Annotated in this window: 15 protein-coding genes and 1 pseudogene; 13 read left to right on the forward strand and 3 right to left on the reverse strand. The window is 48.4% G+C overall.

All coding sequences use genetic code 11. From position 1 onward, the window contains the following. Nucleotides 1–57: 57 nt before the first annotated feature. Nucleotides 58–519 carry a formate hydrogenlyase regulator HycA gene (hycA, locus tag OGW13_RS24245; protein ID WP_042999586.1) on the reverse strand — a complete coding sequence of 154 codons (462 nt, stop codon included), beginning with the start codon at nt 517–519 and terminating at the stop codon, nt 58–60. Nucleotides 520–729: 210 nt separating this feature from the next. Between hycA and hypA the strand changes: the two genes are divergently transcribed. From hypA to flhA, 6 genes are all read left to right on the forward strand, one after another. After that, the gene (gene hypA / locus OGW13_RS24250) at nt 730–1,080 is read left to right on the forward strand and encodes a hydrogenase maturation nickel metallochaperone HypA (RefSeq protein WP_042322631.1); all 351 of its coding nucleotides are present in this window, start codon (nt 730–732) and stop codon (nt 1,078–1,080) included. 3 nt (nt 1,081–1,083) lie between these two features. Continuing rightward, entirely contained in the window at nt 1,084–1,956 is an 873-nt protein-coding gene (gene hypB / locus OGW13_RS24255; RefSeq protein ID WP_042999585.1) for a hydrogenase nickel incorporation protein HypB, read from the forward strand. Continuing rightward, nucleotides 1,947–2,219 (forward strand): hydrogenase 3 maturation protein HypC, encoded by a 273-nt coding sequence (gene hypC / locus OGW13_RS24260; protein ID WP_042999584.1) that lies wholly within the window; start codon nt 1,947–1,949, stop codon nt 2,217–2,219. Before hypB ends, hypC begins: the two co-directional genes overlap by 10 nt. Continuing rightward, on the forward strand, nt 2,219–3,340 hold the full coding sequence (gene hypD / locus OGW13_RS24265) for a hydrogenase formation protein HypD (protein WP_044266644.1): 1,122 nt from the start codon (nt 2,219–2,221) through the stop codon (nt 3,338–3,340). The genes hypC and hypD overlap by 1 nt, the downstream gene beginning before the upstream one ends. After that, a complete protein-coding gene (hypE, locus tag OGW13_RS24270; protein ID WP_044266646.1) occupies nt 3,337–4,347 on the forward strand; it encodes a hydrogenase maturation carbamoyl dehydratase HypE in 1,011 nt (336 codons plus the stop codon). Before hypD ends, hypE begins: the two co-directional genes overlap by 4 nt. Before the next feature lie 225 nt (nt 4,348–4,572). Beyond that, nucleotides 4,573–6,651, forward strand: a complete 2,079-nt coding sequence (gene flhA / locus OGW13_RS24275; RefSeq protein ID WP_044255048.1) for a formate hydrogenlyase transcriptional activator FlhA — start codon at nt 4,573–4,575, stop codon at nt 6,649–6,651. Nucleotides 6,652–6,728: 77 nt separating this feature from the next. Here the strand turns inward: flhA and OGW13_RS24280 are convergent, their stop codons facing one another. After that, complete coding sequence (locus OGW13_RS24280; RefSeq protein ID WP_042999580.1) at nt 6,729–7,073, reverse strand: nitrous oxide-stimulated promoter family protein; 345 nt, start codon at nt 7,071–7,073, stop codon at nt 6,729–6,731. Between the two features lie 203 nt (nt 7,074–7,276). Here OGW13_RS24280 and OGW13_RS24285 point away from each other — a divergent pair, with 203 nt between their 5' ends. The 7 genes and pseudogenes from OGW13_RS24285 to OGW13_RS24315 all read left to right on the forward strand — a co-directional run. Next, complete coding sequence (locus OGW13_RS24285; RefSeq protein ID WP_287116580.1) at nt 7,277–8,194, forward strand: metal ABC transporter substrate-binding protein; 918 nt, start codon at nt 7,277–7,279, stop codon at nt 8,192–8,194. Beyond that, nucleotides 8,191–9,012: an iron/manganese ABC transporter ATP-binding protein SitB gene (gene sitB, locus OGW13_RS24290; protein ID WP_042999578.1), complete on the forward strand. Its 822-nt coding sequence runs from the start codon at nt 8,191–8,193 to the stop codon at nt 9,010–9,012. Before OGW13_RS24285 ends, sitB begins: the two co-directional genes overlap by 4 nt. Further along, nucleotides 9,009–9,866, forward strand: coding sequence for an iron/manganese ABC transporter permease subunit SitC (gene sitC / locus OGW13_RS24295; RefSeq protein WP_287116581.1), 858 nt, complete (start codon nt 9,009–9,011; stop codon nt 9,864–9,866). Before sitB ends, sitC begins: the two co-directional genes overlap by 4 nt. Then, the gene (gene sitD / locus OGW13_RS24300; protein ID WP_192502212.1) at nt 9,857–10,705 is read left to right on the forward strand and encodes an iron/manganese ABC transporter permease subunit SitD; all 849 of its coding nucleotides are present in this window, start codon (nt 9,857–9,859) and stop codon (nt 10,703–10,705) included. Before sitC ends, sitD begins: the two co-directional genes overlap by 10 nt. 490 nt (nt 10,706–11,195) lie before the next feature. Then, the gene (locus tag OGW13_RS24305; protein WP_080916667.1) at nt 11,196–12,380 is read left to right on the forward strand and encodes a DUF4297 family anti-phage-associated protein; all 1,185 of its coding nucleotides are present in this window, start codon (nt 11,196–11,198) and stop codon (nt 12,378–12,380) included. Next, nucleotides 12,380–14,095, forward strand: coding sequence for an anti-phage-associated helicase HerA (herA, locus tag OGW13_RS24310; protein ID WP_016239655.1), 1,716 nt, complete (start codon nt 12,380–12,382; stop codon nt 14,093–14,095). The genes OGW13_RS24305 and herA overlap by 1 nt, the downstream gene beginning before the upstream one ends. Before the next feature lie 136 nt (nt 14,096–14,231). Further along, a pseudogene (locus OGW13_RS24315) lies at nt 14,232–14,447 on the forward strand (hypothetical protein); the annotation flags it as partial. A gap of 90 nt (nt 14,448–14,537) precedes the next feature. Here OGW13_RS24315 and OGW13_RS24320 read toward each other — a convergent pair. Beyond that, complete coding sequence (locus tag OGW13_RS24320) at nt 14,538–14,855, reverse strand: hypothetical protein (protein WP_080916671.1); 318 nt, start codon at nt 14,853–14,855, stop codon at nt 14,538–14,540. Nucleotides 14,856–15,776 lie beyond the last annotated feature (921 nt).

Consider the following 15,776-nt stretch of genomic DNA (forward strand, 5'->3'; position numbering starts at 1 on the left):
GTCCCTTAAAGCGTCGTGACAACCCATGAGACGACGTCACGACGTAAAACGCTGGGGTCAGGCCGCCGGATTTTGTCTCGCCACCAGTTGGCTCAGATTGATCGGCGACCCGCTTTCAACAGCGGCATACAGTCGGTCATAAACGCTGGCGATTTTATCGAGATAGTGTTCCAGCACCTGCTCACGCTCACGGTTGCTGACCCGCTCGTCCACTTTGCCATCAATGCTCAATTGCGCCTGTGCAATCAGTTGCTTATCTTCGCCATCTTTTGTTTCGACGTAATACTCAATGGTGTGGCTGTTGAAGCCTTCCGCCATCGTGACGGTGATGCGAAAGTGTTCGAACAGTACGAAACAGAGATCTTTATCCGGCGCGCAGCTCATCGCATGGTGCAGACGCGCTTTCGACAGGGTGATCCCCTGAACCAGCGAATTGCAGTAAATATGCCACTGGTCCTGTAGGCGACGATGCCGCTGCGCGATGTAATCGGCTTTTTCGCTTATTTCCCAAATAGTCATGTCAGGTTACCCGTTTAACAGAGATAGCCTGCCATAAGCATTTTCCATGCCAGTTTTTAACTATTTGTTTTTTCATGAATTTAATAATAAAAGACGGCTGTCGACGCCCGAATGACATGTCATTTCGTCATCATCGTCATCGACAAATGCCCCCAACTTTCAGGCTGGCATAGTTATTGCTTATCACTGCCCATCATATCGGGAGGCACTATGCACGAAATTACCCTTTGCCAGCGGGCACTGGAATTGATCGAACAACAGGCCGTCGCGCACGGCGCAAAACGGATAACTGGGGTCTGGCTCAAAATTGGCGCATTTTCTTGCGTAGAAACCAGCGCTCTCTCCTTTTGTTTTGATCTGGTATGCCGTGGCACCGTTGCGGAAGGTTGTAAACTGCACCTCGAGGAACAAGAAGCCGAATGCTGGTGTGAATCCTGTCAGCAATACGTCACCTTACTGACCCAACGCGTACGCCGTTGCCCGCAATGCAATAGCGACACGCTGCAAATCGTGGCCGATGACGGATTACAGATTCGACGAATAGAAATAGATCAGGAGTGAGCGATGTGTACAACATGCGGTTGCGCTGAAGGCAACCTTTATATAGAGGGTGATGAGCATAACCCTCATTCCGCGTTTCGCAGCGCGCCTTTTGCCCCGGCAGCTCGCCCGGCGCTGAATATTACCGGCATAAAAACGTCCGAATTCACCCCGAGCCAGACGGAAGAAGGCGATCTGCACTACGGTCACGGTGAAGCCGGCACCCACGCGCCAGGCATGAGCCAGCGGCGTATGCTGGAAGTAGAAATCGACGTGCTGGATAAAAACAACCGTCTGGCCGAGCGCAACCGCGCCCGCTTCGCCGCGCGCCAACAGTTGGTGCTCAACCTCGTCTCCAGCCCAGGATCCGGTAAAACCACTCTGCTTACCGAAACGCTGATGAAGCTGAAAGACAGCGTCCCGTGCGCCGTCATTGAAGGCGACCAGCAGACGGTCAACGACGCCGCACGCATTCGCGCCACGGGCACTCCGGCCATTCAGGTCAACACCGGCAAAGGCTGTCACCTCGATGCGCAGATGATTGCCGATGCCGCGCCGCGTCTGCCGCTGGAAGACCACGGCATTCTATTTATCGAAAACGTCGGTAACCTCGTCTGCCCGGCGAGTTTTGATCTCGGCGAACGCCATAAAGTGGCGGTGCTTTCTGTCACCGAAGGCGAAGACAAGCCGCTGAAATACCCGCATATGTTCGCCGCCGCCTCGCTGATGCTGCTCAACAAAGTCGATCTGCTACCGTACCTGAATTTCGACGTTGAGAAGTGCATTGCCAGTGCCAGGGAAGTTAATCCGGATATCGAGATCATCCTGATTTCCGCCACCAGCGGCGAAGGAATGGATCAGTGGCTGAACTGGCTGGAGGCACAGCGATGTGCATAGGCGTTCCCGGCCAAATCCGCACTATCGAAGGTAACCTGGCGAAAGTCGACGTTTGCGGCATTCAGCGCGACGTCGATCTGACGCTGGTCGGCAGTTGTGATGAGCACGGCGAACCTCGTCTGGGCCAGTGGGTACTGGTCCACGTCGGTTTTGCCATGAGCGTGATTAACGAAGCCGAAGCGCGCGACACGCTCGATGCGCTCCAGAACATGTTTGATGTTGAGCCGGACGTCGGCGCTTTGCTGTATGGCGAGGAAAAATAATGCGTTTTGTTGACGAATACCGCGCGCCGGAACAGGTGATGCAACTGATTGAACACCTGCGTGAACGTGCCGCGCATCTGCCGTATACCGCCGAACGTCCGCTGCGCATTATGGAAGTTTGCGGCGGCCATACGCACGCGATCTTCAAATTTGGTCTCGACCAGTTGCTCCCTGATAACGTGGAGTTTATCCACGGCCCGGGTTGTCCGGTCTGCGTACTGCCGATGGGACGTATCGACAGTTGCGTTGAAATTGCCAGCCATCCGGAGGTGATTTTCTGTACCTTTGGCGACGCCATGCGCGTGCCGGGGAAACAAGGTTCGCTGTTGCAGGCGAAAGCGCGCGGTGCGGACATTCGCATCGTCTACTCGCCGATGGATGCGCTCAAACTGGCGCAGGAAAACCCAACGCGTAAAGTCGTGTTTTTCGGCCTCGGCTTTGAAACGACCATGCCGACCACCGCCATTACCCTGCAACAGGCAAAACTGCGCGACGTGCAGAATTTTTACTTCTTCTGTCAGCACATCACGCTCATTCCGACCCTGCGCAGCCTGCTGGAACAGCCCGATAACGGCATCGACGCGTTTCTCGCGCCAGGTCACGTCAGTATGGTGATCGGTACCGACGCCTATCATTTTATTGCCAGTGAGTTTCATCGTCCGCTGGTGGTCGCTGGATTCGAACCCCTTGATCTACTGCAAGGCGTCGTGATGCTGGTTGAGCAGAAAATAGCGGCCCACAGCCAGGTCGAAAACCAGTATCGCCGCGTGGTGCCAGACGCCGGCAACCTGTTGGCGCAACAGGCTATTGCCGACGTATTTTGCGTCACCGGCGACAGCGAGTGGCGCGGCCTGGGGGTGATTGAATCCTCCGGTGTGCATCTGACGCCTGACTATCAGCGTTTTGATGCCGAAGCGCATTTCCGACCGGCACCTCAGCAGGTTTACGACGACCCGCGCGCCCGCTGCGGCGACGTGCTGACCGGGAAATGTAAACCGCATCAGTGCCCGTTGTTTGGCAAGACCTGTAATCCAGAGACCGCCTTCGGCGCACTGATGGTCTCTTCAGAAGGCGCATGCGCCGCCTGGTATCAGTATCGTCAGCAGGAGTGTGAAGCATGAACAGCGTACAACTCGCCCACGGTAGCGGCGGTCAGGCCATGCAGCAACTGATTAACAGTCTGTTTATGGAAGCCTTCGCTAACCCGTGGCTGGCGGAGCAGGAAGATCAGGCGCGGCTTGAGCTGGCGCAACTGGTCGCTGAAGGCGATCGGCTGGCATTCTCCACCGACAGCTACGTCATTGACCCACTGTTTTTCCCCGGCGGCAACATCGGCAAGCTGGCGATCTGCGGTACCGCCAATGACGTCGCCGTCAGCGGCGCAATTCCACGCTATCTCTCCTGCGGCTTTATCCTCGAAGAAGGACTGCCGATGGAGACGCTGAAAAGCGTGGTAAACAGCATGGCCGCCACCGCGCGTGAGGCCAATATCGCGATTGTGACCGGCGATACAAAAGTTGTTCAACGTGGCGCAGCGGACAAATTGTTCATCAACACTGCAGGCATGGGGGCGATTCCAGCCAATATTCACTGGGGTGCACAAACCCTGGCAGCGGGCGACGTGCTGCTGGTCAGCGGTACGCTGGGCGATCACGGCGCCACTATTCTTAATCTGCGTGAACAGTTAGGGCTGGATGGCGAACTGGTCAGCGACTGCGCGGTATTAACGCCGCTAATTCAGTCGTTGCGCGATATCCCCGGCGTGAAAGCCCTGCGCGACGCGACGCGTGGCGGCGTGAACGCGGTCGCCCATGAGTTTGCCGCCGCCTGCGGTTTTGGCATTGAGCTGTCCGAATCCGCACTTCCCGTGAAACCTGCCGTTCGTGGAGTATGTGAACTGCTGGGTCTGGATGCGCTTAACTTCGCAAACGAAGGCAAGCTGGTCATTGCCGTTGAACGTCAGGCGGCCGGGCAGGTGCTGGCGGCGTTGCATGCCCATCCGTTGGGGCGCGATGCGGCACTGATTGGCGAAGTGGTCGAACGTAAAGGTGTGCGTCTGGCCGGTCTTTACGGCGTGAAGCGCACGCTGGATTTACCGCATGCAGAACCGCTGCCGCGGATCTGTTAAGTCCGTCATTATGCCGGATGGCGGCGTCGCCTTATCCAGCCTACACAATCGGTTGAACCGTTGGTCGAATAAGGCGTTTTCGCCGTTATTCAACTCACACAAACTGTTCGAACCGTAGGCCGGATAAGGCGTTTTTTGTCGACACCCAGCGGAAGTCGAGTGTCTATACCTATAATTTAATTTCTTTTTTTGCACCGCGCAGCGGTACTTTCCTGGAAAAGCAATATGTCGTATACACCGATGAGCGATCTCGGGCAGCAAGGATTGTTCGACATCACTCGCACATTGTTACAGCAGCCCGACCTGCAATCGCTAAGCGAGGCGCTTTCGCAACTGGTAAAGCGCTCGGCGCTTGCCGACAGCGCGGCGATTGTGTTGTGGCAAGCGCAGACACAGCGGGCGTCCTGGTACGCCACGCGCGATAACGGCAAACCCGTCATCTACGAAGATGAAACCGTGCTGGCCCACGGCCCGATCCGCCGTATTCTCTCTCGCCCCGATGCCCTGCACTGCAATTATCACGAGTTTTCAGAAACCTGGCCGCAACTGGCTGCTGGCGGCCTTTACCCGCCATTCGGCCACTACTGCCTGCTGCCGCTGGCGGCGGATGGCCGCATTTTTGGCGGCTGCGAATTTATCCGCAACGACGATCGCCCCTGGAGCGAAAAAGAGTACGAGCGTCTGCAAACCTTCACCCAGATTGTCGGCGTGGTGGCAGAGCAAATTCAGTGCAGGGTCACGAACAACGTCGATTACGATCTCTTGTGCCGCGAACGCGACAACTTTCGTATTCTGGTCGCCATCACTAACGCCGTACTCTCCCGGCTCGACATGGATGAGCTGGTAAGTGAAGTCGCCAAAGAGATCCATCACTATTTCAACATCGACGACATCAGCATTGTCCTGCGTAGCCACCGTAAAAATAAGCTCAGCATTTACTCCACTCACTACCTCGATGAAAATCATCCCGCACACGAACAAAGCGAAGTCGATGAAGCTGGCACTCTGACGGAACGGGTGTTTAAAAGCAAAGAGATGCTGCTGATAAACCTGAACGAACGGGACGCGCTGGCCCCCTATGAACGCATGCTGTTCGATACGTGGGGCAACCAGATTCAGACGCTGTGCCTGCTACCGCTGATGTCGGGCAACACCATGCTCGGCGTACTCAAGCTGGCGCAGTGTGAAGAAAAAGTGTTTACCACCGCTAACCTGAACCTGCTACGCCAGATTGCCGGGCGCGTCGCCATCGCCGTGGACAACGCCCTCGCCTATCAGGAAATCCATCGGCTGAAAGAGCGGCTGGTGGATGAAAACCTGGCACTTACCGAACAGCTCAACAATGTCGACAGCGAGTTTGGTGAAATCATCGGGCGCAGCGATGCGATGTACAGCGTGCTCAAGCAGGTCGAGATGGTGGCCCAGAGCGACAGCACTGTGCTGATCCTCGGTGAAACCGGCACCGGGAAAGAGCTGATTGCCCGCGCAATCCACAATCTGAGTGGGCGTAACGCACGCCGGATGGTGAAGATGAACTGCGCCGCCATGCCCGCTGGCCTGCTGGAAAGTGACCTGTTCGGTCACGAACGCGGCGCCTTCACCGGTGCCAGTGCGCAGCGCATTGGCCGCTTTGAGCTGGCTGATAAAAGTTCTTTGTTCCTGGATGAAGTGGGCGACATGCCGCTGGAATTACAGCCTAAGCTTTTGCGCGTCTTACAGGAACAGGAATTTGAGCGTCTGGGCAGCAATAAGCTGATCCAGACCGACGTGCGTCTGATCGCCGCCACCAACCGTGACCTGAAAAAAATGGTCGAGGATCGCGAGTTTCGTAGCGATCTCTACTACCGCCTCAACGTTTTTCCGATCCGACTTCCGCCGCTGCGCGAACGCCCGGAAGATATCCCCCTGCTGGTGAAAGCATTCACCTTTAAAATCGCTCGCCGCCTGGGGCGTAACATCGACAGTATCCCGGCGGAAACCCTGCGCATCCTCAGCAATATGGAATGGCCGGGTAATGTGCGCGAACTGGAGAACGTGGTGGAGCGCGCCGTTCTGCTGACGCGAGGAAGCGTGCTGCAACTCTCGCTGCCGGATATCGGCATGCTCTCACCTGGTGAACCGCCCGTCGCAACCGAAGTCGCCCAGGAAGGGGAAGACGAGTATCAGCTCATCCTGCGGGTGCTGAAAGAGACCAATGGTGTGGTTGCAGGCCCGAAAGGCGCAGCTCAGCGGCTGGGTCTTAAGCGTACCACGCTGCTTTCACGCATGAAGCGTTTAGGTATTGATAAAGACGCGCTGGTTTGAGGCACGCGTTGCTGGATGTCGGGTGGGCAATTATCCGTAGGCCGGATTAAGGCGAAGCCGCCATCCGGCATTTCGCTTCACTTCTTACGCGAGTATTTTTCCGGCAGTTCCGGCACGGGACGTTTATCGTCGATGAGATGACGAACGGTCAGGATGGGATGACGCCAGAGCATTCTCGGCCCCGCCCAGCGCATGATCTGCTTCATCTCTTCACGCTTCGCTGGCTGATAACAGTGTACGGGACACTGTTTACAGGCCGGTTTATCCTCGCCAAAGACGCACTTATCCAGACGTTTTTGCGCATAGGCAAACAGCGCGTCGTAGTGTTCCGGCTCATCAGATGCCTGCGGACACTGGCTCTCGTACAGCGCGATCATTTTTTTAATCGTCAGTTTTTCGCGAGCAATGCGCTTGCCGGACATGATGCGCCCTCCACTACATTAAGGTGTATTTATTCTACAACTTAAATTCTCGCAACACTATCACCCAAAGGTGACACTCCCCCACCACACCTCAAATAAGAATTATTTTCATTTAACACTATCTTTATACATGCCTTGTGCTATATAACATAGCAAAGGCTATATTCGATGAATAATTAACCACTTTTTTTATGAGGGATACTATGTCGCACCTCTCCCGTCTGACCTCGTCTCTGCTGGCGGCTGTACTGGCCATCTGCTTGCTGTCACCGGTTTATGCCAAAGAGAAGCTCAATGTCGTTACCACCTTCACGATCATTGCGGACATGGCGCAAAACGTGGCGGGTGAGGCGGCCAATGTCAGTTCGATCACCAAACCCGGCGCGGAAATTCATGAGTATCAACCCACTCCGGGCGACATTAAGCGAGCGCAGGGGGCGCAATTGATCCTCTCTAACGGTCTGAATCTGGAGCTGTGGTTTGCCCGCTTCTACCAGAATTTGTCGGGTGTGCCGGAAGTGACGGTGTCTGACGGGGTGAAACCCATGGGCATCAGCGAAGGACCGTATAACGGGAAACCCAACCCTCACGCCTGGATGTCGGCGGAAAACGCGATGATCTACGTCGACAATATTCGCGACGCGCTGACGAAATACGATCCGGATAGCGCCGCGATTTACCAGAAAAATGCCGAACGTTATAAAGCGCAAATTCACCAGACGCTGGCCCCTCTCCATGCCGCGCTGGCAAAAATCCCTGCCGATAAACGCTGGCTGGTCACCAGCGAAGGAGCGTTCTCTTATCTTGCCCGCGATAACGATCTGCAAGAGCTTTATCTCTGGCCGATCAACGCCGATCAGCAGGGAACGCCCAAACAGGTACGTAAAGTGATCGATGCGATCAGAGCGCATCAGATCCCCACAGTATTCAGCGAAAGCACCGTATCAGATAAACCGGCCCGTCAGGTCGCGCGGGAATCCGGCGCACATTACGGCGGCGTGCTGTATGTCGATTCCCTGAGCGCCGCCGATGGCCCCGTTCCCACCTATCTCGATCTGCTACGCGTTACCACCGAGACCATCGTCAGTGGTATCAATGACGGTTTGAGGAGTCAGAAATGAGTCAATCTGCGATTACCGTGAATCAGGTGACGGTGACGTATCGCAATGGTCATACCGCACTACGCGATGCCACCTTTCAGGTACCGGGCGGTTCGATTGCCGCGCTGGTAGGAGTCAACGGGTCAGGAAAATCAACGTTGTTCAAAGCACTGATGGGTTTTGTCCGCCTGGCCGACGGCGACATTTCCATCCTGCAACAGCCGGTGAATCACGCGCTGAAGCAGAATCTGATTGCCTACGTCCCACAGTCCGAAGAGGTTGACTGGTCATTTCCGGTGCTGGTGGAAGACGTCGTGATGATGGGCCGCTACGGACATATGGGCTGGCTACGTCGTCCGAAGGCTCAGGATCATGCCAGTGTTGACGCTGCGCTGGCGCGGGTGGATATGCTGGAATACCGCCACCGGCAGATTGGCGAGCTTTCTGGCGGGCAGAAAAAACGCGTCTTCCTCGCCAGGGCCATTGCCCAGGATGGCCAGGTCATTCTGCTGGATGAGCCTTTTACCGGCGTCGATGTCAAAACCGAAGCGCGCATTATTGCGCTGCTACGCGAGTTGCGCGATGAGGGGCGCACGATGCTGGTCTCCACCCACAATCTTGGGTCAGTCACCGAATTCTGTGATTATACGGTGATGATCAAAGGCACCGTGCTGGCGAGCGGCCCGACCGAAACCACTTTTACCGCCGACAACCTTGAACTGGCGTTCAGCGGCGTCCTGCGTCACGTCGCGCTCAGCGGCGGCGAAGAACACATCATTACCGACGACGAACGCCCGTTTATCTCCCGACGAGCGGCAGGCTGCGGAGAGTCATCATGAACTGGCTGACAGAACCCTTTGGTTATCAGTACATGCTCAACGCGATGTGGGTATCGGCGATGGTTGGCGGAGTGTGCGCCTTTCTCTCCTGCTATTTAATGCTTAAAGGCTGGTCGTTGATTGGCGATGCGCTGTCGCACTCCATCGTGCCAGGCGTTGCCGGTGCCTACATGCTCGGCTTGCCCTTCTCTCTCGGTGCCTTTCTCTCCGGTGGCCTGGCAGCAGGCAGTATGCTTTTTCTGAACCAGCGCTCACGGCTTAAAGAAGATGCCATTATTGGCCTGATCTTCTCGTCATTCTTTGGCATCGGGCTGTTTATGGTGTCGCTCAACCCGATGTCGGTGAATATTCAGACCATCATTCTCGGCAACGTACTGGCCATCGCGCCGGAAGACATTGTGCAACTGGCGATTATCGGCACGGTTTCCCTGCTCATCCTGCTGCTGAAGTGGAAGGATCTGATGGTCACTTTTTTCGATGAAAACCACGCCCGCTCCATTGGCCTGCACCCGGCCCGTCTGAAGCTGCTGTTTTTCACTCTGTTATCGGTGTCCACCGTCGCCGCGCTGCAAACCGTGGGGGCATTTCTGGTGATCTGCCTGGTCGTGACGCCCGGTGCCACCGCCTGGCTGCTGACTGACCGCTTTCCACGCCTTCTTATGATCGCCGTTGCGATCGGCAGTGTGACCAGTTTTTTCGGCGCCTGGCTCAGCTACTGGCTGGACGGGGCGACCGGCGGGATCATTGTGGTGCTACAAACCGTATTATTCCTGCTGGCGTTCGTTTTTGCCCCCAAACACGGCCTGCTGGCGAACCGCCGTCGCGCACGACGTAAGGAGTCATCATGTTTCTGAGCACCCTGCTGGAACCTTTTCAGTTCGACTTTATGGTCAACGCACTGGCCGTCTCCGCTCTTGTGGCGATTCCCTGTGCGTTACTGTCGGTATTTCTGGTGCTCAAAGGCTGGGCGCTCATGGGCGATGCCATGAGTCATGCGGTTTTTCCGGGAATTGTGCTGGCTTATATCGTCGGTATTCCACTGGCTATCGGCGCGTTTATTGCGGGCCTATTCTGCGCAGTCGCGACCGGATATCTTGACGACAACAGCCGCATCAAACGCGACACCATCATGGGGATCGTCTTCTCCGGGATGTTTGGCGCCGGACTGGTGCTCTATGTCTCTATCCAGTCAGAGGTTCACCTCGATCATATTCTGTTCGGCGACATGCTAGGGATTTCGCTGAGCGATATTGGGCAAACGGCCTTCATTGTGCTGGGTATCGCCCTGATCATTGCATTCAAGTGGAAAGATTTGCTGCTGCACGCCTTCGATCCGCATCAGGCGAAAGCCTGCGGCCTTAACACGACTTTGCTGCATTACGGACTGCTGTGCATGATTGCGTTGACCATCGTTGCGACGCTGAAATCGGTGGGGATCATTTTGTCAATCTCCCTGCTGATCGCCCCAGGCGCGATTGCCGTTCTCCTCACCCGACGCTTTGCCCGCGCGCTGTTGCTGGCAACGGGTCTGTCGGTGATTACCTCATTTTTAGGTGTGTATCTGTCATTCTTCCTCGACAGCGCACCCGCTCCCACGATCGTCGTGCTGTTCACCATTCTCTTTATCGCGGCGTTTGTTTTTGCCGCATTACGCGACCGACATTCGGAATTTCGACAACAACAATCGGTGTAAAATTCTGAAACGGAAGAAGGATCGAGAAGTCGGCGATCCTGACTTTCCCTGAAATGCGTATCTCCGCTATCATGTGTCCCTTATGTGATAACAACGAAAACTAAAAGTATCGCAACCCATTTACATTCAGGGACTGGACACAACTCCATGAGTACAATCGATAATCTCGACGCCCACACCCCCATGATGCAGCAGTGTTGAAAAATATAACATATCCAACTGATTATATTGAAAATTTAAAATAGCCATATAACAAAAGGTTACACATAAGCTACTTTTTGGGGTTTCAGGCAAGAAACTAAAAATTATTAACGCCATCAAATTATTCACATCTTAATAATTAGCATTGAAATTTAATGTTTTTGGTTCTTTGTACATGTCAATGGCTTGTCTTTGTGGCAGAATAATAAAGCTATGCAATCATTGCATTGTTATTAACACAGCATATTTTTATATACTTTTAACACCTTACCTCAAAAAGGATAACAAAGTGGACAGAAGTGCGGTTGATACAATTCGTGGGTATTGTTATCAGGTTGATAAAACGATTATTGAGATTTTTTCGTTACCACAAATGGATGACTCGATTGATATAGAGTGCATTGAAGATGTTGATGTCTACAACGATGGGCATTTAACTGCGATACAATGCAAATATTATGAAAGTACCGATTATAACCACTCCGTTATATCAAAGCCCATAAGATTAATGTTGTCACACTTTAAGGACAATAAAGAAAAAGGGGCTAATTATTATCTTTTTGGGCATTATAAATCCGGTCAAGAAAAGTTAACACTCCCATTAAAAGTTGACTTTTTCAAATCTAATTTCCTCACCTACACCGAAAAAAAAATCAAACATGAATACCATATTGAAAATGGGCTTACCGAAGAGGATCTACAAGCCTTTTTGGATCGGTTAGTTATAAATATCAATGCAAAATCATTTGATGATCAAAAAAAAGAAACTATACAAATAATAAAAAACCATTTCCAATGTGAAGATTATGAGGCAGAGCATTATCTTTATTCTAATGCTTTCAGAAAAACATATGATATCTCTTGTAATAAAAAAGATAGAAGGATAAAAAAATCTGATTTTGTTGAAAGTATCAACAAATCAAAAGTCTTATTTAACATATGGTTTTATCAATATGAAGGAAGAAAAGAATATTTAAGAAAATTAAAAGAATCTTTCATACGCAGAAGTGTAAACACCTCACCTTATGCTCGTTTTTTCATCTTAGAATTTCAAGACAAAACTGATATAAAAACAGTTAAAGACTGTATATATAAAATACAATCAAATTGGTCTAATTTATCTAAAAGAACAGATCGACCATATTCTCCTTTTTTACTTGTTCATGGCACCAGCGATGCCAATTTATACGAATTAAAGAATCAATTATTCAATGAAGATCTAATTTTCACTGATGGGTACCCTTTTAAAGGAAGTGTATTTACCCCCAAGATGTTAATCGAAGGTTTTTCAAATAAAGAAATCCACTTCCAATTTATCAACGACATAGATGATTTCAATGAAACACTGAACAGTATTAATATAAGAAAAGAAGTTTACCAGTTTTATACGAAAAACTGCCTTGATATCCCATCCCAACTACCCCAGGTAAACATACAAGTTAAAGACTTTGCCGACATAAAGGAGATAGTGTAATGAGCAGGAATAATGATATTAATGCAGAAGTAGTATCGGTATCGCCAAATAAATTAAAAATTTCCGTAGACGATCTTGAAGAATTTAAGATAGCAGAAGAAAAATTAGGTGTAGGATCTTATTTAAGGGTTTCAGATAATCAAGATGTTGCTCTTCTGGCGATCATAGATAATTTTTCTATTGAAGTTAAAGAAAGCCAAAAGCAGAAATACATGATAGAAGCAAGTCCAATAGGTCTTGTTAAAAATGGAAAATTCTATCGCGGTGGAGATTCACTTGCACTTCCTCCTAAAAAAGTGGAACCAGCGAAATTAGACGAAATAATATCCATATACTCAGATAGTATAGATATAAATGACCGTTTTACTTTTTCAAGCTTATCGCTTAATACCAAAGTATCCGTACCTGTGAATGGGAATAGATTTTTCAATAAACATATCGCTATCGTAGGTTCAACGGGTTCAGGTAAATCCCACACTGTTGCAAAAATACTTCAAAAAGCCGTAGATGAAAAGCAAGAAGGTTATAAGGGATTAAACAATTCTCATATAATTATTTTTGATATACATTCTGAATATGAAAATGCATTCCCTAATTCAAATGTATTAAATGTAGATACATTAACCCTTCCATATTGGCTATTAAATGGTGACGAGTTAGAAGAGCTTTTTCTTGACACGGAAGCAAATGATCACAATCAAAGAAATGTGTTCCGTCAGGCAATAACATTAAATAAAAAGATACATTTTCAAGGAGATCCAGCCACAAAGGAAATAATAAGCTTTCACTCGCCATATTATTTCGACATTAATGAAGTCATCAATTATATTAACAATAGAAATAATGAAAGAAAAAATAAAGATAATGAACATATTTGGTCAGATGAGGAAGGAAATTTCAAGTTTGACAATGAAAATGCTCATAGGTTATTCAAAGAGAATGTAACTCCTGATGGAAGTTCAGCCGGTGCTTTAAATGGAAAACTTCTCAATTTTGTTGATCGATTACAAAGTAAAATATTTGATAAGAGATTAGATTTTATTCTGGGTGAAGGTAGCAAATCCGTAACATTTAAAGAAACATTAGAAACTTTAATAAGCTATGGAAAAGATAAATCAAACATAACAATACTTGATGTAAGCGGTGTTCCTTTTGAAGTACTTAGCATATGTGTATCATTGATATCTCGATTAATTTTTGAATTTGGCTATCATTCAAAAAAAATAAAAAGAAAATCTAATGAAAACCAAGATATCCCAATATTAATTGTTTACGAAGAAGCACATAAATATGCTCCCAAAAGTGATCTGAGCAAATACAGGACATCCAAAGAAGCAATTGAGAGGATTGCAAAAGAGGGTAGAAAATACGGAGTAACCCTTCTCCTTGCAAGTCAGAGACCTTCTGAAATTTCAGAAACAATATTTTCTCAGTGTAATACTTTTATCTCAATGCGATTAACTAACCCAGACGATCAAAATTATGTTAAGCGATTACTCCCGGATACAGTAGGTGATATTACAAACCTCCTACCATCGCTCAAAGAAGGTGAGGCCTTAATCATGGGGGATTCAATATCAATACCTTCGATTGTAAAAATAGAAAAATGTACAATACCCCCATCGTCAATTGACATCAAATATCTTGATGAATGGAGAAAAGAATGGGTAGATTCGGAGTTTGATAAGATAATTGAACAATGGAGTAAAAGTTAATTTCAGAAGTGGATTCACTCTTGCTCAAGAGTGAATCCACTAATATCATATCCTAATGATATAGTTTAATAAAATCTATTCTGGAATCATTAGGCTGAGAGTTAATAGATTCTTTTATCTTCCCTATTGTATAAGAAGCTCTCTTGATAGGCTTCCTCCGGTCGTTCCTGCTATCAATGTTGAAGCTTGGAAATCACTCTCTAACATATCCCAAAAGCTGAACTGCCTTACAAACCATCTTAATGCAAAAAGTAGCAATAGTGAGTTAACTAAAACAGAGATCTTCGCAGTCAATAAACAGATCAAAGAGCTTCGCTTGTGCCAGGCAGCCTCTATGAGTAGGTATTCCTAAGAGGGAATGCAACGGCCCCTCAGTTTGAGGATAGTTATCACCCCTCTAAAAATAGCCCTGAGGGCAGATTGTTAGGATTGCAATTAACCATTAAATTCTTTTTATGTCTTTACCTTTATCTGAATTTTCTAATATGATTGAAGAAATTACTTTTTCTTCTTTTTTTGCAATTAGAGATTGGATATTAATAGTTCCAAAATCTAAATTATCGCCCCACCAGTACATGAATTCTTTTATTACGGGAGTCATATCGTCTATAACCTCTTGAGATCCTTCGTTATAAATAAAAGACAGTATTTTTAAATTTTCAACATCAATCTCACGCACAATTATCCGAAACATATCATTAGTTGGATATAAATTCGTTTCATTTAATGCTATATTTAATTTACCAAGCATTTCATTCATAAGCAACTCTACTTCATCTAAAGCCTTATTATATTTAACTCCTTATTTTTAATTGATATAACATTATCACTATCATTTAAATAAGAAATGTCAACGCTTGTCCAAAAACAAATAAAAATTATTTAAAAAGAATTGCATGAGTGAATATTTTAAATTACAAACACAATACTGTGTCATCTATGCAACCGAAGCGTAAATTTTATCATCTCCTGAGCTGCAACAGAAGATTTAAAACAAATACAAGTGAAGCTGTATATATTTACATAAAAATATCAGCAACTCCGATTTTTATGATTATACGAAATGAAGCAAGGGCTAACTCTGCGAAGCCGCTGCGCTTGCTTCTTCGAGTTCCCCTTGCTTTTCTTCCCTTCGGTTAGAAAAGAAAGAAAACCTCTGCCAACCTTGCATATCAATAATTATACTCAGGCAAATATCATACATACTTCTCTTAAGCATTTCTTCCAAAAATAAACCTCTCACTTTACAAACAACTTGACACATCATTTTAGCTTGACATCCTATTCGTTTAGAATATTAACACCCGATGAATTTTAATGACCAAGTAAAAACTTTCACCATGACAAAAAATTTAATAACTAAACGTGATGTAAGTACATTAAGACAGTTTTTTGATTACAAAGTTTTGTATCTTTTGCTTTATCTTCCTGTAAATATGCAAGAAGAGGATAGAGTGAAGGGTACAGAAAATTCTCACAGTTATGTAGTATGGAACTCACTTGGTGTTAGTCCGAGTAATAGAAATTCACCCAGACAAACATTAACAACTATACAGCAATTATGCCTATGACCGTGACTTCATTGAGGGCCAACGACTGACATCAACAACCCTGTTACAAAGCACTTACCCCATGAGTCATTGCACTTGCTGAGCTGAACGAAAACACTAAAATCAGATAA

Source organism: Citrobacter sp. Ca225 (genome assembly GCF_030337175.1).
GTDB classification, from domain to species: domain Bacteria; phylum Pseudomonadota; class Gammaproteobacteria; order Enterobacterales; family Enterobacteriaceae; genus Citrobacter_A; species Citrobacter_A amalonaticus.

Coding starts and splice junctions, on each gene's coding strand:
- hycA (WP_042999586.1), bottom strand. CDS start 519: ATGACTATTTGGGAAATAAGCGAAAAAGCCGATTACATCGCGCAGCGG.
- hypA (WP_042322631.1), top strand. CDS start 730: ATGCACGAAATTACCCTTTGCCAGCGGGCACTGGAATTGATCGAACAA.
- hypB (WP_042999585.1), top strand. CDS start 1,084: ATGTGTACAACATGCGGTTGCGCTGAAGGCAACCTTTATATAGAGGGT.
- hypC (WP_042999584.1), top strand. CDS start 1,947: ATGTGCATAGGCGTTCCCGGCCAAATCCGCACTATCGAAGGTAACCTG.
- hypD (WP_044266644.1), top strand. CDS start 2,219: ATGCGTTTTGTTGACGAATACCGCGCGCCGGAACAGGTGATGCAACTG.
- hypE (WP_044266646.1), top strand. CDS start 3,337: ATGAACAGCGTACAACTCGCCCACGGTAGCGGCGGTCAGGCCATGCAG.
- flhA (WP_044255048.1), top strand. CDS start 4,573: ATGTCGTATACACCGATGAGCGATCTCGGGCAGCAAGGATTGTTCGAC.
- OGW13_RS24280 (WP_042999580.1), bottom strand. CDS start 7,073: ATGTCCGGCAAGCGCATTGCTCGCGAAAAACTGACGATTAAAAAAATG.
- OGW13_RS24285 (WP_287116580.1), top strand. CDS start 7,277: ATGTCGCACCTCTCCCGTCTGACCTCGTCTCTGCTGGCGGCTGTACTG.
- sitB (WP_042999578.1), top strand. CDS start 8,191: ATGAGTCAATCTGCGATTACCGTGAATCAGGTGACGGTGACGTATCGC.
- sitC (WP_287116581.1), top strand. CDS start 9,009: ATGAACTGGCTGACAGAACCCTTTGGTTATCAGTACATGCTCAACGCG.
- sitD (WP_192502212.1), top strand. CDS start 9,857: ATGTTTCTGAGCACCCTGCTGGAACCTTTTCAGTTCGACTTTATGGTC.
- herA (WP_016239655.1), top strand. CDS start 12,380: ATGAGCAGGAATAATGATATTAATGCAGAAGTAGTATCGGTATCGCCA.
- OGW13_RS24320 (WP_080916671.1), bottom strand. CDS start 14,855: ATGAATGAAATGCTTGGTAAATTAAATATAGCATTAAATGAAACGAAT.